At 69.2% G+C, this 24091-nt stretch carries 20 protein-coding genes; 6 read left to right on the top strand and 14 right to left on the bottom strand.

The features are described from left to right. Positions 1 to 46: 46 nt before the first annotated feature. The 7 genes from trxB to BBK82_RS14615 all read right to left on the bottom strand — a co-directional run bounded on the left by trxB (position 47) and on the right by BBK82_RS14615 (position 8616). A complete protein-coding gene (gene trxB / locus BBK82_RS14585; protein ID WP_065915502.1) occupies positions 47 to 1027 on the bottom strand; it encodes a thioredoxin-disulfide reductase in 981 nt (326 codons plus the stop codon). A 91-nt stretch (positions 1028 to 1118) separates the two neighbouring features. Next, complete coding sequence (locus BBK82_RS14590; protein ID WP_065915503.1) at positions 1119 to 1862, bottom strand: hypothetical protein; 744 nt, start codon at positions 1860 to 1862, stop codon at positions 1119 to 1121. After that, entirely contained in the window at positions 1859 to 2476 is a 618-nt protein-coding gene (gene sigM / locus BBK82_RS14595) for an RNA polymerase sigma factor SigM (RefSeq protein ID WP_065915504.1), read from the bottom strand. The genes BBK82_RS14590 and sigM overlap by 4 nt, the downstream gene beginning before the upstream one ends. A gap of 108 nt (positions 2477 to 2584) precedes the next feature. Continuing rightward, entirely contained in the window at positions 2585 to 4108 is a 1524-nt protein-coding gene (locus BBK82_RS14600; RefSeq protein WP_083268806.1) for a protein kinase family protein, read from the bottom strand. 37 nt (positions 4109 to 4145) lie between these two features. Continuing rightward, positions 4146 to 5783, bottom strand: a complete 1638-nt coding sequence (murJ, locus tag BBK82_RS14605) for a murein biosynthesis integral membrane protein MurJ (RefSeq protein WP_065915506.1) — start codon at positions 5781 to 5783, stop codon at positions 4146 to 4148. Beyond that, the gene (locus BBK82_RS14610; protein ID WP_065915507.1) at positions 5780 to 8104 is read right to left on the bottom strand and encodes a DUF6049 family protein; all 2325 of its coding nucleotides are present in this window, start codon (positions 8102 to 8104) and stop codon (positions 5780 to 5782) included. Before BBK82_RS14610 ends, murJ begins: the two co-directional genes overlap by 4 nt. Continuing rightward, entirely contained in the window at positions 8101 to 8616 is a 516-nt protein-coding gene (locus BBK82_RS14615) for an NUDIX hydrolase (protein WP_071812602.1), read from the bottom strand. Before BBK82_RS14615 ends, BBK82_RS14610 begins: the two co-directional genes overlap by 4 nt. A gap of 42 nt (positions 8617 to 8658) precedes the next feature. Here BBK82_RS14615 and BBK82_RS14620 point away from each other — a divergent pair, with 42 nt between their 5' ends. Then, on the top strand, positions 8659 to 10095 hold the full coding sequence (locus BBK82_RS14620) for a CCA tRNA nucleotidyltransferase (RefSeq protein WP_065915509.1): 1437 nt from the start codon (positions 8659 to 8661) through the stop codon (positions 10093 to 10095). 85 nt (positions 10096 to 10180) lie between these two features. Beyond that, on the top strand, positions 10181 to 10435 hold the full coding sequence (locus BBK82_RS14625) for a helix-turn-helix domain-containing protein (protein ID WP_170067917.1): 255 nt from the start codon (positions 10181 to 10183) through the stop codon (positions 10433 to 10435). Here BBK82_RS14625 and BBK82_RS14630 read toward each other — a convergent pair. After that, positions 10364 to 11704 carry an MFS transporter gene (locus tag BBK82_RS14630; RefSeq protein WP_083267959.1) on the bottom strand — a complete coding sequence of 447 codons (1341 nt, stop codon included), beginning with the start codon at positions 11702 to 11704 and terminating at the stop codon, positions 10364 to 10366. The genes BBK82_RS14625 and BBK82_RS14630 overlap by 72 nt on opposite strands. Positions 11705 to 11941: 237 nt before the next feature. Between BBK82_RS14630 and BBK82_RS14635 the strand changes: the two genes are divergently transcribed. After that, on the top strand, positions 11942 to 12514 hold the full coding sequence (locus BBK82_RS14635) for a YqgE/AlgH family protein (protein WP_065915511.1): 573 nt from the start codon (positions 11942 to 11944) through the stop codon (positions 12512 to 12514). A 30-nt stretch (positions 12515 to 12544) separates the two neighbouring features. Here the strand turns inward: BBK82_RS14635 and BBK82_RS14640 are convergent, their stop codons facing one another. Continuing rightward, positions 12545 to 12949 carry an SdpI family protein gene (locus BBK82_RS14640; RefSeq protein ID WP_237048195.1) on the bottom strand — a complete coding sequence of 135 codons (405 nt, stop codon included), beginning with the start codon at positions 12947 to 12949 and terminating at the stop codon, positions 12545 to 12547. A 65-nt stretch (positions 12950 to 13014) separates the two neighbouring features. Between BBK82_RS14640 and BBK82_RS14645 the strand changes: the two genes are divergently transcribed. Next, on the top strand, positions 13015 to 13992 hold the full coding sequence (locus tag BBK82_RS14645) for an esterase-like activity of phytase family protein (RefSeq protein ID WP_179953773.1): 978 nt from the start codon (positions 13015 to 13017) through the stop codon (positions 13990 to 13992). A 152-nt stretch (positions 13993 to 14144) separates the two neighbouring features. Beyond that, positions 14145 to 16922, top strand: a complete 2778-nt coding sequence (gene leuS / locus BBK82_RS14650) for a leucine--tRNA ligase (RefSeq protein WP_065915513.1) — start codon at positions 14145 to 14147, stop codon at positions 16920 to 16922. Positions 16923 to 17320: 398 nt separating this feature from the next. On the opposite strand, the gene BBK82_RS14655 is transcribed toward leuS, so the two are convergent. Then, complete coding sequence (locus tag BBK82_RS14655; RefSeq protein WP_065915514.1) at positions 17321 to 17710, bottom strand: hypothetical protein; 390 nt, start codon at positions 17708 to 17710, stop codon at positions 17321 to 17323. A 190-nt stretch (positions 17711 to 17900) separates the two neighbouring features. After that, positions 17901 to 18527 carry a TetR/AcrR family transcriptional regulator gene (locus BBK82_RS14660; RefSeq protein ID WP_237048196.1) on the bottom strand — a complete coding sequence of 209 codons (627 nt, stop codon included), beginning with the start codon at positions 18525 to 18527 and terminating at the stop codon, positions 17901 to 17903. Positions 18528 to 18779: 252 nt separating this feature from the next. Here BBK82_RS14660 and BBK82_RS14665 point away from each other — a divergent pair, with 252 nt between their 5' ends. Next, a complete protein-coding gene (locus BBK82_RS14665; RefSeq protein WP_237048198.1) occupies positions 18780 to 20849 on the top strand; it encodes an MMPL family transporter in 2070 nt (689 codons plus the stop codon). On the opposite strand, the gene BBK82_RS14670 is transcribed toward BBK82_RS14665, so the two are convergent. The 3 genes from BBK82_RS14670 to BBK82_RS14680 form a co-directional block, all read right to left on the bottom strand. Further along, a complete protein-coding gene (locus BBK82_RS14670) occupies positions 20789 to 21865 on the bottom strand; it encodes a beta-propeller fold lactonase family protein (RefSeq protein WP_065915517.1) in 1077 nt (358 codons plus the stop codon). The two genes, BBK82_RS14665 and BBK82_RS14670, sit on opposite strands and share 61 nt — an antisense overlap. A 124-nt stretch (positions 21866 to 21989) precedes the next feature. Then, entirely contained in the window at positions 21990 to 22259 is a 270-nt protein-coding gene (locus tag BBK82_RS52715) for a DUF2339 domain-containing protein (protein ID WP_065915518.1), read from the bottom strand. Then, positions 22208 to 23587 (bottom strand): DUF2339 domain-containing protein, encoded by a 1380-nt coding sequence (locus tag BBK82_RS14680; RefSeq protein WP_065915519.1) that lies wholly within the window; start codon positions 23585 to 23587, stop codon positions 22208 to 22210. Before BBK82_RS14680 ends, BBK82_RS52715 begins: the two co-directional genes overlap by 52 nt. Positions 23588 to 24091 lie beyond the last annotated feature (504 nt).

A 24091-nucleotide genomic window follows, 5' to 3' on the forward strand; every position in this document is an offset into this window, starting at 1 on the left:
GGTTCTCTCCCTAGTTTGCGAAAATTCGGGGTCCCGTGCGGGAAGGTCAGCTGCTCTTGCCGTAGCCGCCGCCGACCGCCTCCGCGGCGATCTCGGCTTTCTCCTCGCCGTGCTCGGCGAGCCACCGCTCCGCGTCGATCGCGGCGCTGCAGCCGGAGCCGGCGGCGGTGATGGCCTGGCGGTACTCGTGGTCGACGAGGTCGCCGGCGGCGAACACCCCGTCCAGGTTCGTGTAGGAGGTCTTGCCCTTGGTGAGGACGTACCCCTCCTCGTCCAGGTCGATCTGGCCCTTGACCAGCGCCGAGCGCGGGTCGTGGCCGATCGCCAGGAAGAAGCCGGTCACGGGCAGCTCGGACTCGGCGCCGGTCTGGGTGTCCCTGACCTTGATCGAGGACACGGTGCCGTCACCCAGCACGTCGGTGACCTGCGTGTTCAGCTGCCACTTGATCTTCTCGTTGGCACGGGCGCGCTCCAGCATGACCTTGGAGGCGCGGAACTCCTCACGGCGGTGGATGACCGTGACCGACTTGGCGAAACGGGTGAGGAACGTCGCCTCCTCCATCGCCGTGTCACCGCCGCCGACGACCGCGATGTCGTGGTCGCGGAAGAAGAACCCGTCGCAGGTCGCACACGCCGACACACCGCGGCCGAGCAGCTCCTGCTCACCGGGGATGTTCAGGTAGCGGGCGGCGGCACCCATCGCGAGGATGACGGCCTTCGCCTCGTAGGTGACGCCGTTGGCGACGACCTTCTTGACCTCGCCGGTCAGCTCGACCGACTCGACGTCCTCCGCGCGCAGCTCGGCACCGAAGCGCTGGGCCTGCTCACGCATCTGCTCCATGAGCTCGGGGCCCATGATGCCGTCGCGGAAACCGGGGTAGTTCTCCACCTCGGTCGTCGTCATGAGGGCGCCGCCGTACTGCGAGCCCTCGAAGACCAGGGGCTCGAGCTGCGCGCGTGCGGCGTAGACCGCCGCGGTGTAGCCCGCAGGCCCCGATCCGATGATGATCACGTTGCGCACGCTCACGGTCCCGGCAACTCCTCGATCTCGTCGTCTGACTGGCTCAACGGATCGTAGGTGCAGCTAATTCCGTGACTTGACCGACTACCTCCGGCGGCTACCTCTGGCCGATGGTCGTGTTCGCGAGCACGCCCTCCGGCTTGTCCGGACCACAGGTGCTCGGGTCCAGCACGACCAGCCGGTACTGCCCCAGACCCGCAGGCAGCACGGCCATGACCGCGTTCTTGCCGTCGAGCGTGATCGGGCTGATCCCGAGCGGCTTCGACGTGCTGGCGATGCCACCGCCCTCCAGACACCCCGACAGCCGGTCCTGGGTCTCCAGCGGGCCGTAGTTCTGGGCCTTGAGCACGTCACCGACCGCGGAGCCGAGCTCGGACTCCTTCACCGCGAGCGGCGGCTCGGCCGACACGTTCGTGTTCGTGGGCGAGGCGTCCTGTGCGGCGGGCGGGGTGTTCGCCTGGTTCCCACCGGGGGACACGGCGAAGACGATGCCGAACGCCGCGGCGGCCGCGACCAGCACGCCACCACCGAGACCGAGCCGGCGGTTGCGCTTCTTGCGGGCCTCGTCGAGCGACACGACGGGTGCGACCGGCCTGGCCTCCGCGGCGAGCGCCGCGTCGATCCTGGCGGCCACGTGGTCGGGCATCGGGATCGAGGGCAACGCCTCCAGGTCCGCCAGCGTCGCGTCGAGCGCCTGCAGGACCTCGCGGGCCTCGGGGTCCGCCTCGACCCGCGGACGCAGCTGTGCGGCGACCTCAGGGGGCAGCACGCCCGCGTGCAGGTCCGCGATGAGGTCAACCGACCACGGCGGACCCATCGGCACGCGCTCCATGCCGGTCATCGGCCCTCCCACTGACGTTGCTCTTGCACATTCACACCGTCAGCTGGGACGTTCGCATCTGCGATTCGGTTCCTGAGGTGCCCGAGAACTTTGGCGAGCTTGGCGCGACCCCGCGCACACCTGCTCTTGACCGTGCCCTCCGCGATGCCGAGGAGCTTCGCCGTCTCGGCGACGGAGTAGCCCTCGACGTCGACCAGCACGATGGGGGCGCGCTGCTCCTCCGGCAGCTCCATCAGCGCTTGCTGCACGATGAGGCTCGTCTCGCGGTCGCTCATCGCGTCACGGGGCGCGACGGGCTCGCCGGGACCGGCCTCGGGCAGCGGCACTGTCGGTCTTGTTTGTCGCCGTCTCATCCGGTCGAGGCACGCGTTGACCACGATCCGGTGAAGCCAGGTGGTCACCTGTGACTCAGCGCGGAACGACGACGCCGCGCGGAAGGCCGAGATGAACGCCTCCTGGAGAGCGTCCGCCGCCTCCTCCGGGTCGCGCAGCGTCCGCAACGCCACCGCCCACATCCGGTCGCGGTGCCGTTTCACCAGCTCCGAGAACGCGTAGGGGTCACCTGCGGCGTGGGCCGAGATGAGATCGGCGTCCGAGCTGGCTGCGGCGGTCACGGTTACGGAGAATAGCGAGACCGGTCACAGATCATCCGGTCGGGCTCGCGTGGTCTGACGCGGGGACGCCGCGTACGACAGGATCGTACGAAAGCTCCCCGCGTGGCATCACTGCGCGCGGGTGTAGAGGATCTCTCGGATCTCCGACTGGTTCTTGCCGGCGCCGGGACTCGACAGCTGGGTGATCCAGATGAGGATGTGCGCGGTCGGCTCGTGCTCGCCGAGCTGGATCTGCGTCTGCCCGTTGGACAGGTCGCCCTCACCGATGATCTTGGTCTCCTCCAGCGGCGCGTCGATCGACGACGCCAGCCGGATCTGCACGTGGGTCTTCTCGCTCGGCGAGGTGATGGTGATCGACGCCAGCCGCACCGGCTCCGCGAACGACGCCATCAGCCCGATGCCCGGCTTCAGCGCCGGGAACTGCTGGAAGTAGTTGTCCGACCGCCAGAACGTGGTCGCGTTGTTGTCGACCGCGCGGCTCGCCTGGTTCGCGTTGTCGGGCTGGTTCGTCACGTCGTAGACGCCGATCCGCCCCGGCTGCACCGGACCCGCCGGCACCGGCGCCTGCGGGGTCTGACCGTTCGAGCCGGGCTGGTTGATCACCACGGTCGGCCCGCCGCCCTTGGACGGCTCGTCGCTGAAGAAGCCGACGATCTGCACGCTCAGCCACACGATCACGGCCACCGTCGCGGCCGCGAGCACACCGACGCTGATCCACAGCTTCTTCTTCTGCTGCTTGTCCTGCACCGGGCGCTGGGTCGTCCACACGACCTCGTCGTCGTCCTTCGACGAGGAGGACGCGCCCACGGCCGGGATCAGCGAGGTCTCGGCCTCTTCCGCCGCGATCTGGTCGAGCACCTGCAGGATCGCCGCGGACGTGCGGATGCCACCCACCGACGTGTCCTCCAGCGACCGCACCGCGACCGACGACAGCTCGTGCGGCAGGTACGGGTGCAACGCGTTCGGGGCGATCACGGAGCCGTCGGGGCCGGTCGGGGCGAGCGGCACGTTGTCGGGTCCGCCCGGCAGCGCCCAGCGGCCGGTGAGCAGCAGGTACAGGATCGCGCCCAGGCCCTTGACGTCGTCGCGCGCGATCGCGTCCGGGCGGGGGCCGGGGAACGCGAGGCGCAGCCGGCCGTCCGAGGTGACCCGGATGCGCTGCGGGTGGTCGGCGCCCAGCACGAGACCGGCGTGGTGCGCGCCCTCGATGGCGGCGCCCAGCGGTTCGAGCAGGCGGGTCGCGACGCCCGCGGGCAGCGGGCCCTCCGCGATGAGGTCCATCAGGTCGGTGCCCTGGGTCCACTCGGCCACGACCATGCCGAGGATGCCCTCGTCCGGCCGGATGCCGGTGCCCGGCGTCAGCACGTCGATCACCCGCGACACGCCGGGGTGGGTGAACGACGCCGCGTGCATGGCGCGTTCGACCGTGCGGCGGGCACGGGCGGCGGCGTCGTTGTCCGCGAGGTCGCCGAGCAGGATCGTCAGCGCCACGTCCCGGTTGAGCTGACCGTCACGGGCGCGCCACAGTTCCGCGCTGGATCTGGCGTCGGCGCCGGATTTCGCGAGCAGCCGGTACCGGCCGTTGCCGATGACACCGCCGGGGACCAGCGCGGCGTGGACTCCGCTACTCACGGGCACCAGGCTACGGGAAGACGCTCACGGGCTGGAGTCATCGGCGCCGCACCAAACGGTTGATCTTGTTGATCGCCGGCTTCATCTCGGGCACCCGGAACGCGGCCAGCAGGCCGAACGCGAGCGGCAGCCCGATCGCTGTGACCAGCACGACCTCGACCCAGGCGGCCAGCACCGGGTTGCCGAGCCCGATCGCGCTCTCCACCAGCCAGAACGCGCCCTTGGCCACCGCGAGGGCGATCGAGGAGGCGACGACCGTCAGGCAGATCGTCCAGATGGTGAAACCAGTGCGCAGCCGGCCGAGCCGCACGCGCAGCCAGACCTGGCCGACGACGGCACCGAAGACGAAGCTGAGCGACATCGCGAGCGACACCCCGACGGCGAGCTGCTCCGGCTCGGCCACGGCGAGGAACAGGTACAGCAGCCCGATGCGGACCGCGACGATCAACGCCTGGATGAGCGTCGGCGTCCTGGCGTCCTTCATCGCGTAGAAGACGCGCAGCTGCAGCAGCGTGATCGCGTAAGGCACGAGGCCGAACGCCGACAGCGCCAGCGCGAGCCCGATCCGCGTCCCGGTCTCCGTGCCCGCCTCGCCCCACGCGAACGCGGCCAGGCCGATCGCCACACCCGAGACGGTCATCAGCGCGCTGAACGGCATCAGCAGGATCGACGACATGCGGTTGCCGAACAGCAGGTCGCGCACGATGGCGTCGTTGTCGTTGTTCGCGGCGGCCCTGCTCATCTTCGGCATCAGCGCCGTGAGCAGCGAGACGCCGAGCACGCCGTAGGGCACCTGGGAGATCAGCCACTGGTAGTTGAACGCCACCAGCGCGGTCTCGGAGTGGGTCGCGACGTTCGTCAGGATCATCATGCTGACGAAGCCGAGCGCCACGTAGAGCAGCACCCAGAACGCCAGGCCGCCGAACTCCGAGAGCCGCGAGTCCCAGCCGAACCGCCACTTGAACCGGAACCCGGTCCTGCGCAGCGCGGGGAACAGCACGATCGCCTGGACCGCCACGCCGAGTGCGGTGCCGAGGCCGAGCACCAGCAGGTGGACGTCGGTCATCCGGACCGGGTTGAGCGTGAGCTCGCCGGGCAGCAGCGCGTACACGGCGAGGACGACGATCACGACGACGTTGTTGAGCACCGGGGCCCAGGTCGGGACGCCGAACACGTGCCGGGCGTTCAGCACCGCGCTGAGCAGCGCCGTCAGGCCGTAGAACACGATGCCGGGCAGCACCAGGTACGCGAACGCCGTCACCAGCGCGGGGTTGGCCTTCGGCGAGTCGGCGATGAAGAGGTCCGTCAGCAGCGGCGCGCACGCCACCGCGACCAGCGTGCCCACGCCGAGGACGGCCGCGCCCGTGCTGATCAGCCACTGGGCGTACGACTCACCACCGTCGCCGTCCTCCTTCTCGGCCCTGACCAGCAACGGGATCGCGACGCTGGTCAGGATGCCGCCGAGGAGCAGCTCGTTGATCATCGTCGGCAACGTCGTGGCGGCCTGGTACGACGTGTTCAGGATGTCGCCGCCGATCACCGCGATCAGCAGCACCTTCGACAGCAGGCCGGTGACGCGGCTGACGATCGTCGCGATCGCCATGGACCCGCTGGCCCTGGCGACGGAGGGTGCCTGCTGCTTCCCTGGTTCGGTGGTCGTGGCTGTCTCGCTCACGCGCTCGACTTCTCCGGTGTCACGTTCTCGATGGACGGTGCGTCGTCACCGTTCTCGCCGTTGCGAGCACGGACCCGCCTGATGATCCGCCGCCCGGAGAGCAGGACGAGCGCGATCGCGGCCACCACGGTGACGATCACCGTGATGGTGCCGTAGGCGGACGACGACACCTCCAGCTTGACAGTGTCACCCAGAGCGACGCCGTCGGGAGTGGTCAGCCGGACGTTGACCGGGAACCGGCCGGAGCGCAGCACCTCGACCGGCACCCGCACGACCCGCTCACCGCGGGCAGGAAGCACCTGGTCAGCGAGCTCGCGGGCACGGATGCCCGGCGTCTCGGCGAGCACGATCCGCACCGTCACGCGGACGTCGAGCTTGTTCGTGATGGTGACCGGGATGGGGCTGTCACCGGAGCCGAGCAGGATCGGGCTGTTCGGCGGCGTGACGCTCACCAGGCCGGACAGCGAGCTGATCTCGCTCTCGCTGATGTAGGCCGCGGTGCGGGCGCCGTCCTCGTTGCCCCGCCACGCGCTCGACATCGCCCGCAGCTGGCCCAGCAGCAGCGGGTCGGCCAGGTCGGCCGGTGCCGCGTGCTCGCGGTCCTCCTGCTGCATGGCCTTCACCAGACCGCCGAGCGCGGCGTACTGGCTCACCACCGAGTCGGCGATGGCGGGCGAGATCTCCCGCGCACCGGCCTCCGCCGGGTAGGTGAGCTTGGCACCCGTGAGCGCCGGCTTGGTCCTGACCAGCTCCTCGAGCCCGGTCTGGGCCGCGTAGCCACCGGCGACCAGGCGCTGGGCGGCGGTGAGGAACTCGGTCATCTCCGACAGCGGCGCGTTCCACCGGCGCGGCGGCGTGACCAGCACGTTCCTGCCCTCGCCCTGCCAGCCTGCCCGGAACGCGAGCGCGGCCAGCGCGTTCTGCACGGACACCGGCTGGCTCTCCACCGGCGTCGTCACCCCGGACAGCGTGCGCGGACGGGACTCGCCGCCCTCCAGCGCGTCGGAGACCATCGAGTCGATCCGCACCGCGGTCACCTGGTGCTCACCGGAGGTGATCTGGGCAGGCGCGGTGCCCGGCGCGTCGGTCACGCCGGACGGGTCGAGCAGCACCGACTTCATGCCCCTGTAGTCGAGCCTGTTGTCGGTGGCGTTGTCCTGCGGGACGGCCAGCTGCTCGAACGTCGACTGGTCGAGCAGGCCACCCTCCGGCCACACCAGGTCGGGCAGCGGCTGGACCGCCAGGACGCGCTGGACCTCGCTCGCCCCGCCGTTGAGCGCGAGCGTGCGCATGTCGCCGAGCTTGGCCTTGCTCAACGCCACGAGGTCGGCGTCGGCGTCCGGCATGGCCACGACGCACCGGCCGGAGACCGCGAGCTTGAGCCGGTCGAGCCACAGCTGCGCCTCGGCCCTGCCCTTGCCCTCGACGCCGCCGCGGATGCGGTAGCCGGTGGTCATCGCCTCGACGGTGCGCAGCAGGTCGGGGTCGACCGCCAGGCACAGCGAGGTGCTCATCGACGACACGGCCTGCTCGTATGCCTGCAGCAGGCCGTACAGCCGGCCGTTGACCGACAGCGACAGCGCGAGCTCGTCGTCGACCAGCTCGGACTGGCCCTCGCCGCCGAGCCGGACCAGCCGGGGCCGGTCCGCGATCGGCCACAGCATGGTCAGCTTGGCCGGTGCGCCGGTCTTGGCCTTGGTGCCGCCACCGGGCACGCCGAGGACCGGCAGCAACGTCGACAACGCCGCCAGCCGCGCCGTGCCGCCGTAGTCGGGCTTGCCGTTGATGTTCGCGAGCACCGGGTAGATCCCGGGCTCGTCGATCCCCAGCGAGGTGGGCGCGGAGCCGCGCAACGGCACCTCGAGGGTGAAGTCCTGCTGCTGCCCCGGCTGGAGCTCCTTGGCGATCTCGGTGAACTTGGGTTGCACGAACTCGGCCGCGGCCGGCTCGCGCAACGCCTTGCGCAGGTCGTCCTCGGTGTCGAGGGGCTGGCCGCGCTCCAGCCGCAGCACGACGTCGGAGACCTTGCGATCGCCGACGTTGACGACCTTGCCGCTGATGGTGACCTTGTCCGGCGAGTCGCCCGTGACGAACCGGGGCGTCAGCTGGCCGATGTCCATCCGCAGGAACTGCGGCGGCTGCTGGCCCGGCTGCGCCGAGAGCGGCCTGGTCGCCCAGACCTGGGTGGCCGGCGCCGGCGCGAACGGCAGCGCGTCGACCTGGTCGGGTTCCTGCTGCTGCTCGACGGCGAGCACCGGCGTCGCCCCGCCCAGCAGGAACGCGCCGGCGGCAGCTGTGCAGAAGAGCTTCCTCAGGCTCACGCCGTCTCCGCCCCTTCACGGCAGCGACCGGCGAGCAGTTCGGCGGCTCGGCGGACCAGACGGCGCTCATCGGCGTACGCGAGTCGCTCGTCCAGCTCGCCGAGTGGCACCCACGCCACCTCGGTGACCTCCACGTCTTCGTCGGAAAGCTCTCCCCCCAGCGCTTCGAGGAGGAAGTGGTGAACCGTCTTGTGCACCCTGCGGTCGTCCGCGACGAACCAGTAGTCGATCGACCCCAGCGGGCGCAGGACCCTGCTATGAATACCGGTCTCCTCGGCGACCTCGCGCACCGCGGTCTGTTCCGCGGTCTCGCCGGCCTCGATGTGACCCTTCGGCAAAGACCACAGCAACCGGCCGCGCCGGTCAAGTCTTCCGATCACCGCGGCCCGCTGCTCACCGTCGAGCACCAGGCCACCCGCCGACGTCTCGTCGACCGTCTTCAGCCGCCGGCCCCGGCGCCGCTTCCGGCGCCCCGGGGAGGCACCTCCGGATCGAGCAGCAGACGGGGGCATACGGCCGATCGTACTTACGAACGTTAAGTACGCTGGTTTCTCGTGTCTCGATCGCTCCAGCAGAATGCGGTGGTGGAAGAGCCCGCCATCACACCAGTCGTCGCCGAGCTCGCCGAGCGGTTCGCGACCGCCGGCAAGCACCTCTACCTCGTGGGTGGGAGTGTGCGCGACGCCGTGCTGGGGCGCCCGACGAACGACTTCGACTTCACCACCGACGCGCGGCCGGCCGAGATCCAGAGGATCCTCGGCGGCTGGTCCGACGCCCAGTGGGACACCGGGATCGCGTTCGGCACGGTCGGCGCGTCCAAGCAGGGCGAGATCCTGGAGATCACGACGTTCCGGGCGGACGTCTACGACGGCGTCACCCGCAACCCCGAGGTCACGTTCGGCGACTCCATCGACGGCGACCTGGTCCGCCGCGACTTCACCGTCAACGCCATGGCGTTCGACGTGGCCGCGCGCCGGTTCGTCGACCCGACCGGTGGCCTGCGGGCCGCACGGCAGGGCGTGCTGGACACGCCGGCGACCCCTCAGGAGTCGTTCGGCGACGACCCGCTGCGGATGCTGCGGGCGGCCAGGTTCGTCTCCCAGCTCGGCTTCACCGCGGCGCCGCGGGTGGTCGAGGCGATGCGGTCGATGGCAGGCCAGATCGCCCGCATCACGCCGGAGCGCGTGCAGGTGGAGCTCTCGAAGCTCCTGTGCGGGGCGCACCCCCGCCGCGGCATCGAGCTCATGGTCGAGACCGGTCTGGCGGACATCGTGCTGCCAGAGCTCACGGCCATGAAGCTGGAAATCGACGAACACCATCAGCACAAGGACGTCTTCGACCACTCCCTGGTTGTGCTCGAACAGGCAATTGATCTAGAAGAAGTTGATCAATCACCCGATCTGGTGCTCCGCATCGCCGCGTTGCTGCACGACATCGGCAAACCGGCCACCAGGAAGTTCGAGTCCAGTGGCGGTGTCTCGTTCCACCACCACGAGGTCGTGGGCGCGAAGATGGTCCGCAAGCGCTTGCGCGCGTTGCGGTACTCGAAGGAGATCACCGAGGACGTCGCCAAGCTCGTCTACCTCCACCTGCGGTTCCACGGCTACGGCAACGGTGAGTGGACCGACTCGGCCGTGCGCCGGTACGTGACGGACGCCGGCGACCTGCTGACGCGGTTGCACAAGCTCGTCCGTGCGGATTGCACGACGCGCAACAGGCGCAAGGCGAACCAGCTGCAGCGGACGTACGACTCTCTTGAGGAACGCATCGCGCGGATCGCGGCCGAGGAAGACCTCGCCCGCGTGCGGCCCGACCTCGACGGCAACGAGATCACGAAGCTGCTCGGCCTGCCGCCGGGCCGCCAGGTCGGTGCCGCGTGGAAGTTCCTCAAGGAACTGAGGCTGGACCGCGGGCCGCTGGACCGCGACGAAGCCGAGGCCGCGTTGCTCGAGTGGGCTCGTGAACAGGGTCTTACGCCACCAAACGGGTGACTCATCGTAAGTGCATGAAATCCCCGCGTTAGCGATCTGACAGCGCCACCGGGCACCATGGGTAGTGCTCATGGGGGTGATGCAGATGTTCGCTTGGGGACTTTCCGCTGGTCCGGCCGTGCACGACCTGGACGAGCTGACCGATGACCAACGCGCCGTGCTGCGCTGTCTCGCACGTGGTCACGCCGACCACGAGATCGCACGGGTGCTCGGTCTCGGTCAGCGCCAGGTGGCCGACGAGGTCGCCGACATCCTGCGCAGACTGGATCTACCCGATCGGGTGGCTGCGGTCGTCTTCGCGCACGAGAGCGGGATGTTGCGCCTGCCGTTTCCGCGCTAGGAGCAGCAGGTAGGCGGCCAGGCCGACCAGGTAGAGACCGGCGGCGGTGATGATGAGAGCGGGCGAACGCCCGTCCAGGGGGATCACCGTCGCCGTTATGGACACCGCGGTGACCTGCGTGACGTTGAACAAGGTGTCGTAGAGGGCGAAGACGCGCCCCCGCACCTCGTCGCCGACGTCGTGCTGCACCGCGGTGTCCACGCACAGCTTCACGACCTGACCGGCGAAGATCAGGAAGAAGCTGGCGGCGAGGATCGAGATGAGCGTCATGGGCAGGCCGAGCGCGAGCTGGGCCACGGCGGTCAGCACGAGCGTGCCGCTGATCGTCTTCTTGATGCCGAACCTGTCGACGATCCGGTCGGTCAGCACGCCGGCGAGCAGGATGCCCGCGCCGCCCGCGATGGCGACCTCACCGAGCCCGCCGATGCCGGCCTTGAGGATGCCGACGTCCTCCAGGGCGTAGCGCATCAGCAGCAGGGTGATGATGAGGTTGACGCCGAACGCGGCCCGGTGCGCCAGCAGGGCGGCCAGGCTGGCCGTGACGCTCGGCGTGCGCAACGTGGCCTTCGCGCCGTCCAGCAGACCGCGGGCGACGGCCCTCATCGCGTTGTGCGACTCGTCGACCTCGTCCGGGCCGAGCACACCGGCCTTGAACCGGCTGGCGATGAACGCGCTGAGCAGCATGCCGACCACGGCGATGCTGGTGGTCCAGCCGGAACCGCCGTCACCGGCGCCGAGCAGCGTGCGGAACCCGATCGCGCTCGCGGCACCGACCACCGACATCACCGCGCCGGCCGTCGCGGCCAGCGCGTTCGCCTCGACCAGGTGGTCTTCCGGGACGACGTGCGGCAGCGAGGCGCTCAGCCCGGAACCGACGAACCGGCCGATGCCCATGACGATGAGCGCGAAGACGTAGAGAGGTAGCCCGGACAGCCCCGCCCCGACGGCGGCGGCCGTGAGCACCACGAACGCGGCGCGCGCGAGGTTCGCGACGAGGATGACCTTCTTGCGGTCCCACCGGTCCAGCAGGGCGCCCGCGAACGGTCCGACGAGCGAGTACGGCAGCAGGAGCACGGCGAAACCGGCGGCGATCTCGGCGGGGTGGGCCTGGCGTTCGGGGTTGAACAGCACCGCCCCGGCCAGCCCTGCCTGGAAGAGACCGTCACCCCACTGCGAGGCGAGACGGGTGGCGAGAAGCCTGCGGTACTCCGGGATCCCGAGGAACCGGCGCGAGCCCCAGTGGTGCTTCTCGACCGCAACCGTTGTCACGCCTGCACTCTATGCTCGCCTGCCAGGAAACCACGAAAGCCGGACCTCTCGGTCCGGCTCCCCTGGGCCGGATGCCAGGTCGCCTCACGGCGCGGTGCACTACGCGGCTCCAGCCGAACGGTATTCCGCGAAGGCGGTTGTCTGTTGAGCCCGGGGGACACAAAGACATCCGACAGTTAAGTCTAACGGGGCGCGGCCCTGAGTTGTTCCGACGATCACGGATGATTTCATGGTGACGTGCGTCCCGATGCCGAGGTCGAAGCAGGCTCCCTGTTGGTTGCCGCCCCGAGCCTGACCGACCCGAACTTCAAGCGCACCGTCGTCTACATCATCGACCAACGTCCTGAGGGGACCCTCGGGGTCGTGCTCAACCGCCCCTCCGAGGTGGCGGTTCTCGACGTCCTGCCGCCGTGGGGCACGTACGTGAGCCGTCCACAGTGCATCCACATCGGTGGACCGGTCGAGCAGAAGACGGCGTTGTGCCTGGCGGCGTTGAAGGCCGGTACCGATCCGGGGAAGGTCGAGGGCCTGGTCGGCGTGCAGGGGCCGGTGGCGCTGGTCGACCTCGACGCCGAGCCGGAGGACCTGATGCCGCTGGTGCGCGGCATGCGGGTGTTCGCCGGGTACTCCGGCTGGGGCGAGGGCCAGCTGGCCGGTGAGATCGAGCGCGGTGACTGGATGGTGGTCACCGGCCTGGCCGACGACGTGCTGGTCGGCGCGAACGTCGACCTCTGGGGCCGGGTGCTGCGGCGGCAGGGCATGCCGCTCGCGCTCGTGTCGACCTACCCGACCGACGTCCGGCTCAACTGATTCACGTGAAACGTTGGACTGCGGCGTCGCTCAGAGACCGGCGAGCGGCGAGCAACCGCCACCACCGCAGGCGCAGCCACCGCAGCCCTTGGGCTTGACCGGCTCCGGCAGCGCCTCGGCCGCGCGGTGCCCGGTGACCCCACCGGCCACGGCGATCGCGAACGCGCCGACCAGGCCGATGATGCCCGTGGTGACGGCCAGGTCGGCCATCGCGAACGAGATGGCGCCCGACACGACGGCCACGACACCGGCGGCGACGTTCGGCACGCCGGCCACGCGGTTGGCCAGCGCGAACGTCTCCTCGTCGCGCAGAGCCGCCGCCGTGCGCACGCCGACGAAGCGGTTGCGCCGCAGCTTGCCCTGCAGACCCAGCAGACCGACGGCGCCGAGAGCGACGCCGAGCACACCCAGGACGACCGACAGCACGATGTTCACCCCATGAGGGTAGGCGCCGAGTCGCGTTCACCTGGCAGTCACCCCGGTCAGGTGTGCTGTGCGCCATGCTCAGACGACTGCTGCTCGTCCCCGTGCTGCCCGTCCTGCTGACCGGTCTGTGCGCGACCCCCGCGCAGGCGCACTCCCCCGAGGTCCGCTTCCTGACCGAGCACGTCGTGCCGAAAGGCCTGGTCGTGGACGGTACGACCGTCGGCGGACTGTCCGGTCTCGACTACGACCGGCGCACCGGCAAGTGGGTCTACATCAGCGACGACCGGGTCGCGCCGCGGTTCTACGAAGGCAAGCTGTCACGCAAGGGCGTCGAGCTCACCGGCGTGCACTCTCTCGTGGGACCCAACGGCCCGTACGCGCCCGGAACGGTCGACCCTGAGGACGTCCGGGTCGACAAGTGGACCGGCGACCTGCTGTGGAGCCAGGAGGGCGACCGCACGCCCACCACGTTGATCGACCCCTCGGTGCAGTTCAGCAAGCGTGACGGCAGCTTCCGCACGGCGCTGCCCACGCCCGCTGAACTGCGGATGAAGCCGGAGTCCGGCCCGCGGCAGAACCAGGCGCTGGAGGGCCTGACGTTCGCGCTCGGCGGCACCCTCGTCGTCACCGCGCTGGAAGGCCCGCTCCTGCAGGACGGCCCGCCCGCGACCACGACGAAGGGCGCCGTGTCGCGGATCGTCGTCCAAACCCGCACCGGACAGGTCGTCGGCCAGTACCGCTACCAGCAGGAACCGCTTTTCGCCGCGGACGCGAGCACCGGCGTCACCGCGATCCTGGAGAAGTCCCCCGGCGTCTACCTGGTGCTGGAGCGGTCGTTCAGCCCGACGCTCGGGAACGAGGTCCGCCTGTTCGAGTACCGGCCGCTGCAGAACAGGAAGCGGCTGCTCGCCGACATCGGCGCGTTCCCGGTCAGCAAGGTGGACAACCTCGAAGGCATGGCCTGGGGCCCGGACGGCACGTTGTGGCTGGTCTCCGACGACAACTTCAACGCGACGCAGGTCACCCAGTTCATCGCGCTTGCGGTGCGCTGATACCGTTGACGACATGAGCACGGCCCGCCTGCTCCTTATCTAGCCGCGACGACCTGATCGCAAGACGGTCGGCGCGGCAGCCCTCCATGCCCATCTGGGCTGGGGGGTTTCGTCATGTCAGGGGCAGGAACGATGTGAGAGGGACGCCTGAGATGAGCACGGACGCGGCGGAGATCCCCGCCCACCGCTACACCGCCGAGCTGGCGAACCAGATCGAGAAGCGGTGGCAGCAGTACTGGGAGGAACACGGCACTTACCACGCGCCGAACCCCGTCGGCGCGCTCAAGGGTGACGTCCCGGACGACAAGCTGTTCGTGCAGGACATGTTCCCGTACCCGAGCGGCGCCGGCCTGCACGTCGGCCACCCGCTGGGCTTCATCGGCACGGACGTGTTCGCGCGCTACCACCGCATGAACGGCCGCAACGTGCTGCACACGATGGGCTTCGACGCGTTCGGCCTGCCGGCCGAGCAGTACGCGGTGCAGACCGGTCAGCACCCCCGCAAGACCACCGAAGACAACATGAACACCTACCTGCGGCAGATCCGCAGGCTGGGGCTGGGCCACGACGAGCGCCGCCGCATCGCGACGATCGACCCTGGCTACTACAAGTGGACCCAGTGGATCTTCCTGCAGATCTTCAACTCCTGGTACGACCCCGACGCCGGCAAGGCCCGTCCCATCACCGAGCTGGTGGCCCGGTTCGAGTCGGGCGAGCGCCCGGTTCCGGACGGTCGCAAGTGGTCTGAGCTGTCTTTTGCCGACCAGCAAAGGATCTTGGGCGATTTCCGGCTGGCCTACTTGTCGGAGGCGCCCGTCAACTGGTGTCCGGGACTGGGTACTGTGCTGGCGAACGAAGAGGTCACCGCGGACGGTCGCAGTGAGCGTGGCAACTTCCCGGTGTTCAGGAAAAACCTGCGCCAGTGGATGATGCGCATCACCGCGTACTCGGACCGGCTGATCGACGACCTGGACCGGCTGGACTGGCCGGACAAGGTCAAGGCCATGCAGCGCAACTGGATCGGGCGCTCGCATGGTGCCCGTGTCCGATTTGCGGTGGGAGACGAGAACATTGAGGTCTTCACGACCCGTCCGGACACGTTGTTCGGCGCGACCTACCTGGTCCTGGCACCGGAACACGAGCTGGTGGACCAGGTTGCGTCGCCCGATCGCGTGGCAGACATCGCCGCGTACCGGCGCGCCGCGTCCCTGAAGTCCGAACTGGACCGTCAGGAGAACAAGGAGAAGACCGGCGTCTTCATCGGGACGTACGCCACGAACCCGGTGAACGGTCAGCAGATCCCCGTCTACATCGCCGACTACGTGCTGATGGGCTACGGCACCGGCGCGATCATGGCCGTGCCCGGCCAGGACCAGCGCGACTGGGACTTCGCGACGAAGTTCGACCTGCCGATCATCCGCACGGTCCAGCCGGCGGAGGGCTTCGAGGGCGAGGCGTACACCGGTGACGGACCCGCTGTCAACAGCGGGTTCTTGGACGGCATGGCCATCGACGAGGCCAAGAAGACGATCATCGGCTGGCTGGAGGAGAACGGCCACGGCCGCGGCACCGTCCAGTTCAAGCTGCGCGACTGGCTGTTCAGCCGCCAGCGCTACTGGGGCGAGCCGTTCCCGGTCGTCTACGACGAGGACGGCACCGCGATCGCGCTGCCGGAGTCGATGCTGCCGATCGAGCTGCCCGACGTCGACGACTACTCGCCGCGCACTTTCGACCCGGAAGACGCGGACACCGAGCCGTCGCCGCCGCTGTCACGCGCCACCGAGTGGACGACCGTCGAGCTGGACCTGGGCGACGGCGTCCGCACGTACCGCCGGGACACGAACACCATGCCGAACTGGGCAGGTTCGTGCTGGTACCAGCTGCGCTACGTCGACCCGGTCGAGACCGAGCGGTTCGTCAACCCGGAGAACGAGAAGTACTGGCTGGGCCCGCGCACGGCCGAGCACGGCACCAACGACCCCGGCGGCGTCGACCTGTACATCGGCGGCGTCGAACACGCGGTCCTGCACCTGCTGTACTCGCGCTTCTGGCAGAAGGTCCTCTTCGACCTGGGCCACCTGTCCGGCGACGAGCCGTACCGCCGCCTGTTCAACCAGGGCTACATCCAGGCGTACGCGTTCGTCGACGCGCGCGGCTCGTACGTGCCGTCCACCGAGGTCATCGAGGACGGCGGCAAGTACTTCCACAACGGCGAAGAGGTCACCCGCGAGTACGGCAAGATGGGCAAGAGCCTGAAGAACGTCGTCACGCCGGACGAGATGTGCGAGACCTACGGCGCCGACACCTTCCGGTTCTACGAGATGTCCATGGGCCCGATGGACGTCTCCCGCCCGTGGGCGACCAAGGACGTCGTCGGCGCACAACGGTTCCTGCAGCGCCTGTGGCGCAACCTGGTCGACGAGACCGACGGCTCCCTGCGCGTGACCGACGAGGAGCCCTCGGCCGAGGCACTGCGCCTGCTGCACAAGACCATCGCCGGCGTCCACGACGACTACGCCAACCTGCGCTACAACACGGCGGGCGCGAAGCTGATCGAGCTGAACAACTTCGTCACCAAGCACTACTCGGCCGGCACCCCGCGCGCCCTGGCCGAGCCGATGGTGCTGATGCTGGCCCCGCAGGCCCCGCACGTGGCCGAGGAGCTGTGGACGAAGCTGGGCCACGAAGGCTCACTGGCACACGGCCCGTTCCCCCAGGCCGACGAGCAGTACCTGGTCGAGGACACGGTCGAGTACCCGATCCAGGTCAACGGCAAGGTCCGCTCGCGGGTCGTGGTCGCCGCAGCCGCCTCGCAGGACGAGATCAAGGCGGCGGCACTGGCGGAGGAGAAGATCGCCGAACTGGTCGCGGGTGGTGAGCCGCGCAAGGTGATCGTCGTCCCGGGTCGCCTGGTGAACGTGGTCCTGTAGGTCGCACAACCGGTGCCCCGGTCTCGGGGCACCGGTTGTCTACCTGCGCTTCCGCTTCTGCCGCTTTCCAGCCGGAGGCTTTGAGCGCGACATGTTCCCGCTGGAGGAACTGCGGGTGCCGTGGAGGCCTGTGCGCTTCCCGTCGGCGCCTTCGAATCCATCGGTGGCTCGATCCCAACGCCGTAAATCGCTCCCAATGCGCCAGCCAGTGCGTTCGTCGCCAGCCAGTCGGCGACCGTTCTCACTGTATGGGCTGACCCGCCTGTCACAGACCCGCTCACCGTTTTCGTCTCCGACGAACGAGCCTCCCACAGCAGCTTTCCCTGCTCGATGTTCTTGGTGGGCTCCGGGTTCAGCGTCTCCAGGACGAATTCTCTGCCATCCAATTGCTCGTTGTTTCAGCTGATCAATCCGAGGTCTTTGTCCAGGTTTTCGGCTCGGTTCTTTGCGGCCACCAGAACCTGCTTTTCCGGGTTCAACTGGCTGGCGTCTGCCGGAACGACGAGGTACAGCGGAGGTAGCGCCGTGCTGACGTCAGGAACGACGATGCTCCACGAGAAGACGACCTTCCAGTCTTGGTCATCTAGTGGGCAGATGTTGAAAAAACCGCGATAGTGACTTTGGGTGGACTTGAACGCGTCGGCTCCGCCAGTTGCGACGGCCATTGAGCTCTTAATGTCGGGAAAGAGCGAAAACTCAGTCGAATCGGAAGTCGCCTCATCGGTGACGATGATGGCGATACTGGCTACCCAGACCAGTATCAGAGTTCCGGCGATCCAGTGGAACATCCGCCGGTTGCGTCTGATCCGGTGATTTTCTCGCGGAATTTCCTTTTGCTGTTGGCGCGTGAGGACATCGTGTTCGCTCCGTCGCCCCGTGACGAGGTCATCGGGAATGTCGATGTCCTGACAATCGCGAGCAGCGAGAACTCGTTACGAACCGCTCGCCGGTTACCGCGCCAGCTCCCCGATGCGCGCCTCAGCGGCCCTGGTGCTCGTCCTCGTCGAACCCGATGTCCGTCAGCAGCTGGTCGATCATGCTGTCGAACATCGGCTCCGGGTTCGTCACCGCGAACGGGAACCGCCCGAACACCTCCAGCGCCACGTGCCCGTACAGCCGCACCCACGACTGGACCACGTGGTAGATCTTCCCGAGGTTGAGCTCGTCGTCGCCGATCGTCACGCCGTGCGCGCCGACCGCGTCGATCAGGACCTGCTGGAACCCGACCAGGTCCTCGTGCAGGGCGGCCGGTACCGGGTCGTCCGCGTGGGTGGCGGTCAGGTTGGAGGCGATCAGGCCGCCGGCGAGCTGCAGGAAGACCGAGCCGAACTGGTCTGCGCCGAGCGGGTCGCGGGGAGAGGCGAAGACCAGGGCGAACTCCTGCGGGTGGGCCACGGCCCAGCGGCGGAAGCTGTGGCAGACGGCCCTCACCTGGCAGCCGACCTGGCCTGACGTGTCCGCGGCGAGGTCTGCCTGGAGCACTGTGGCCATGTCCGCGCAGATGTCGTCGCAGAGTTGGCGCAGCAGGGCGTCGTGCGAGTCGTAGTAGCGGTACAGCGCCGGCGCGGTGATGCCCAGTTCACGGGCGATGGCACGCAGAGTCACTGCGTCACGGCCGCGTTCCACCAAAAGGGCGCGGGCCGCCTGCCGAATCTCACGCTCTGTTTCAGCGCGAAGACGTTCTCGGCGAGTGGCCTCGGTCATATGTCACTCCATCGGGTTGTAGACCCCGTGCACGGCCCCGTACGGTTTTCAGTGAACGGTGTTTACAAAGTTCGGGTGTTCACGGTACTACCCAGGAGGCCGTCGTCCATGTTCGCGAAATGGGGCTCGCTCGCATACAGACGGCGTTGGGTGGTGCTGGTCGCGACCGTACTGCTCGCCGTCCTCGGTGGCGTGTGGGGACTGGGCGTGTTCGACAAGCTCAGCCAGGGTGGGTACGAGGCCCCCAGCAGTGAGGCCGCGCGTGCGGACAAGGTCGCCGAAGAGGCGTTCGGGCGCAAGAACGGTGACGTGATCGTCATCTACCGGGGTGACTTCGGTAACCCGCTCGAGCTCAAGAAGGTCGCTGATCACATCGGCGGCCTGTCGAAGGACGACGTGCTGAACGTCGTCGGGCCGGTGCCGAGCGACGACAAGCAGCAGGCGCTCGTCGCGATCACCCTGAACAGCAGCGACTCCAACGAGCAGATCAAGCAGTTCGAGGACGTCCAGGCCCGGCTCTCGATCGACGGGTTCAGCCAGCAGGTCGGTGGTCTCGTGCCGACCCAGAAGGCCATCAACGACATGTCGCAGGAGGACCTGACGCGGGCCGAGATGTTCTCGCTGCCGCTGGTCCTGCTCCTGCTCGTGATCATCTTCGGCGGTCTGGTCGCCGCCAGCCTGCCCGTGGTCGTCGGCGGTCTCGCGATCATGGGCGCGCTCGGTGTGCTGCACGTGGTCGCCATCTACACCGAGGTCAACTCGTTCGCGGTCAACGTCGCCTCGCTGCTCGGGCTGGGCATGGCGATCGACTACGGGCTGTTCATGGTCGGCCGGTTCCGCGAGGAGCTCGCGCAGGGACGCACGACCGAACAAGCCGTGGGCAGGACCGTCGCATCAGCGGGACGCACCGTGCTGTTCAGCGCGACGCTGCTGGTCATCGCGCTCGCCGGGCTGCTGCTCTTCCCGCACGGGTTCCTCAAGTCCCTCGCGTACGGCGGTGTCGCGTCGGTCGCGATCGCCGCCCTGGTCTCCCTCACGCTGCTGCCCGCGTTGCTGGGCGTGCTCGGCCACCGGGTCGACAAGCTCGCCATGCCGTGGCGTAAGAGGGAGCCGAGCGAACGCGGCTGGCGCCGGCTCAGCGGCTGGGTCATGAAGCGGCCGGTCCTGGTCGCGGTGCCGATCATCGGTGTGCTGGTCGCGCTCGGCGCGCCGTTCCTCGGTGTGCAGTTCGGCCAGGTCACCGAGAAGGTGCTGCCTGAAGGCAACCCGGTGCGGGTGGCCACCGAGAACATCAACGAGAACTTCTCCGCGCTCTCCAACACCGGCTTCAAGGTCGTGGTGAAGGGCGGCGACCAGGCGGCCGTGCAGGAGTACCTGGGCAAGCTCAAGGACGTTCCCGGCGTCGGCGAGGTGCAGCCGGTCGGCCAGGGTGGCGGCGTCACGGCCGTGTCCGCCGGCCTGGAGCAGGACGCGCTCAGCGACGAGTCGAAGCAGGCGCTGAAGGATGTCCGCGCGCTGCCCGCCCCGCAGGACGCCGAGGTGCTGGTCGGCGGCAACACCGCGATGGTGAGCGACTCGCTCGACGCCATCCGCGACGGGCTGCCGTTGATGGTCGCGCTGCTCGTAGGCGCGACGCTGGTCCTGATGTTCCTGGCGTTCGGCTCGGTCGTGCTGCCGATCAAGGCCGTCGTGATGAGCGCGCTGTCGCTGTCCGCGACCTTCGGCGTGCTGGTGTGGGTCTTCCAGGAGGGCCACTTCGCCGACCTGCTCGGCGTCACGCCGGGGCCGCTGGAGTCGGGCATCGTCGTGCTGATGGCGGCGATCGTGTTCGGCCTGTCGACGGACTACGAGGTCTTCCTGCTCTCCAGGATGGTCGAGGCGCGCAGCAACGGCGCCACCACCGAGGAGGCGGTCACCACCGGCCTCGCCAAGACCGGCCGGGTGATCACCTCAGCCGCGCTGCTGCTGATCGTGGTGACCGGCGCGTTCGCGTTCTCGCAGGTCGCGATGATGCGGTTCGTCGGCGTCGGCATGATCCTCGCGCTGGCGCTCGACGCCACCGTGGTGCGGATGCTGCTCGTGCCCGCCGTGCTGAAGCTGCTCGGCAACGCCGCGTGGTGGGCGCCCGGCCCGCTCAAGCGGATCCAGGAACGCCTCGCGCTTCACGACGAGCCGGCGGACGACCTGGACGAAGAGGTCAGGGAGCCCGTCGCGGTCGGCTGACCGGGAGCCAAAGCGATCATGGCCGCGTCGAACTGGCGCGGCCTTTTCGCTTCCTCGAACGCGTTCGTGCGCATCCGGTAGGTCGCGAGCACGGCGTTGGAGCTGTCCAGCACGGTCGTCGTCGTCCCGGTCGCGAGGAAAACCCTCCCGTCGCCGGGCGCGATGGCGACACCAGGTGCGTTGATGGGCAAACGTTCGCGCACGGTCATGGTCGCCGCGTCGACGACGGCGACCGAGCCCTCCTTCGGCAGCGTCACGTAGACCGTCGAGCCGTCCGGGGTCACCGCGGTGGTGCCCGCGCCGGTGCCGATGCCCACCGCGCCGACCACCGCGTTCGTCGCCGTGTCGATCACCATCAGCGTGCCGGGGGTCTTCTCCCCCAGCCGCATACCGCTCACGTAGAGCCGCGAGCCGTCCGGCGACAGCGCCACGTGCTGCGGCAGGCCGCCGACGTAGATCGTCGAGGTCTGGAACGCGACCGCGGTGTCGACCAGGCTGATCGTGCCGTCCTGGGCGTTCGCGACGTAGAGGACCTTGTTGTCCGGGTGCACGACGAGGCCCTGCGGCTGCCCGCCGACCTTGATCGCGGCCACCACCCGGAACTCCTGCGGGTCGATCACCGCCACGCTGCCGCTCGCGCTCACGTAGAGGCGCCCGCCGTCCGGGCGCATCGCCGCGTGGGAGAGCTGGACCTGGGTGAAGAGCCGGTTGACCACCGCGCCGGTGTCCGGGTCGACCTCGGTGACCGCGCCGGACCAGCCGTTGACCACGAAGAGGCGCCTGCCGTCCGGTGAGACCGCCACACCCGTCGCCCTGCCGTTGGTGTCGGCCTCGGCCAGCACGGCGCCGCTGCGTGTGTCGACCACCTGGACGAGACCGGACTTGCCCACGACGAAAGCCCGTGGAGCCGAAGATCCGGAAGAGATCGGAACGAGGTCGTGCTGCTGCTCGGCACCCATCGCCGCGACGACCGCCGAGAGCGCCAGAACCGCGGCCACGAGGCGTGGCTTTGCCATAGCCCGGATGGGACCACTTCCGGGTGCTTTTGATCTACTTCCGTCACTCGGTAGAGGGAAATCTATGCCTGGTCGAAGTACGACCGCCGCCCGCAACGGCGGTGCGGGCGGCGGTCGTCGGCGATCAGTAGGCGGGCGGCACCACCGGTGCGGGTGCAGGCTGTTCCGGGGCCTTCTGCGACGCCACCAGCTTGGCGTACCGGGCGCCCGCGAAGAGCAGCACCAGACCGGCACCGAGGAACGCCAGCACCCGCGCGAACCCGTCCAGCGCCGCCAGGTCGAACAGCAGCAGCTTGGCGACCGCGGCGGCGACCAGCACCAGGCCGGAGATCCGCAACGCCGTCACGTTGATGCCCTTGAGCAGCAGGAACAGCGCGGCGACGGTCCACGACACGGTGACGATCGAGTGTCCGAACAGGAAGCCGGTCTCGTCCGGCGACACAGCAGCGCCGCGCACAGCACCAAGCCCGCCGCGCCGTAGAGCACCACCAGCCCGGCCATGATCCAGCCGAACGGGTTCTCCGCCGGCGGGCGCAGCAGCTTCATCCTCGCCGCCGCCCACGGCACCGCCACGGCGAACGCGGCCAGCATCAGCGAGGTGACCATGCCCGCGGCGTAGTCGCCGGGGCTCGCCTGCCGGAAGAAGCGCGGCTCGTCCAGCAGCCACGTGAGCGGTACCGCCTGCGTGATCGTCATCAGGAACCCGAGCGCGCCGAACGCGATCGAACCGACCAGCGCGCTCTTCTTGCCCAGCCGCGCGGCGAGGAAGGCCAGCAGGATCGCCTCCGCCAGCACGATCGCCGCCCGCACGTTGCCGTCGAGCGCGACGACCGTCGTCTGGAACAGTGCGAGCATGCCGGTCGCACCGGCCGCCGTCGAGAACGCCCTGGGCAGGGCGGGGACCATCCAGATCGCCAGCAGCACCGCGGCCACCGCACCGGCCAGCACGGACGCGGCCGTCCGGTCCAGCAGCGTCGTCGCGAACAGCGAGGGCAGCGCGGAACCGGCGACCAGCGCGATCGCGACGATGTCCGCAGGACGCTTCCGGATGGTGAACAGCGCCACCGCGATGCCGACGACGGTCGCGGTCGCGGCGACGCCGACGACGGTCCACTCGAAGTCGGCGGGGATGGCGCTCGCGGTGGCCAGCAGCGAGGCGATGATCGGCGGGAAGCCGCCGGCGATCGCGAGGCCGGGCCAGTTGCGCTGGATCTGCACCGGCGTGCTGGCCGTCTTCAGCACCAGCAGGAAGCCGACGAGCAGCACGGTGAAGCCGTCGGTGATGATCGGCGAGCAGATGGCACACGCTGCGACGACACCGACCGCGAGCGTTTGCGAGTCCCACCGCAGCGCCAGCACGACACCGGCGGCGGCGACCGCGAGCCCGACTACCAGGCCGGCGAACGGCGGCAGGTACCCGTACAGGCTCGTGGCGGCGATGACGTCGAGGTACAGGCCGGCGAAACCGGTCGCGGCCAGCGCGAACGCCCCCGTGCGACCGGCCGGGTTGCGGTGCAGCCACATGCCGATGCCGATCAGCGCGGAGCTGAGCACCGCGCCGCCGACCACCCGCGGCAACGGGCCGAGCCAGCCGCGCTGGATCGCCAGCACCATCAGCATGACCAGGCCGAGCACGGTGATCGCGCCACCGACCCACGCCAGCAGCTTGGAGCCGGCGCCGTCCTTGCTGAGCTTCTGGAACAGCGTCTCGCGCGGTGGCACCGGAGCCTGCGGCCACTGCTGCTGCGGGACGCCACGCGGGGGCCCCGCGTGCGCTCCTGGGGTACGAAAGCTCCCCGCGTGCACTTGCGGCCACTGCTGCGGCGCGGTGCTGGGAAGCGGTGGGGACGGCTGCTGCGCCGCCGCGCCCTGACCCGACCACGGGTTCGGCGGCGGCGCGGACTGCTGGGGGAAGTGGGCGGTGGGCGTCGGCCCGCTCCGGCGCCGGCTGTTGCGGAACGGCCGCCTCCGGTGCGGCGGTCGGTGCTTGCGCGGCCTGCGGCGGTGCGTCTGCCTCCGCCACCGCGACAGCCGACCGTTGTTCGCGCATCTCCGCGCTGATCGTCGTCAGCCGCTGGCCGATCGCGGCGAGCTCCAACGCGAGGCGCTGCTCGTACCCGAGACGATCCTGTCCGCTCATGCGTAAAGGGTGAGGCAGCACACGCCCGGTGACATCCGTACACCTACTCACTCGGCTTGACTACATAGGTGTGTAATCGATTAACT

Origin of the sequence: Lentzea guizhouensis (genome assembly GCF_001701025.1) — a bacterium.
Lineage (GTDB): Bacteria > Actinomycetota > Actinomycetes > Mycobacteriales > Pseudonocardiaceae > Lentzea > Lentzea guizhouensis.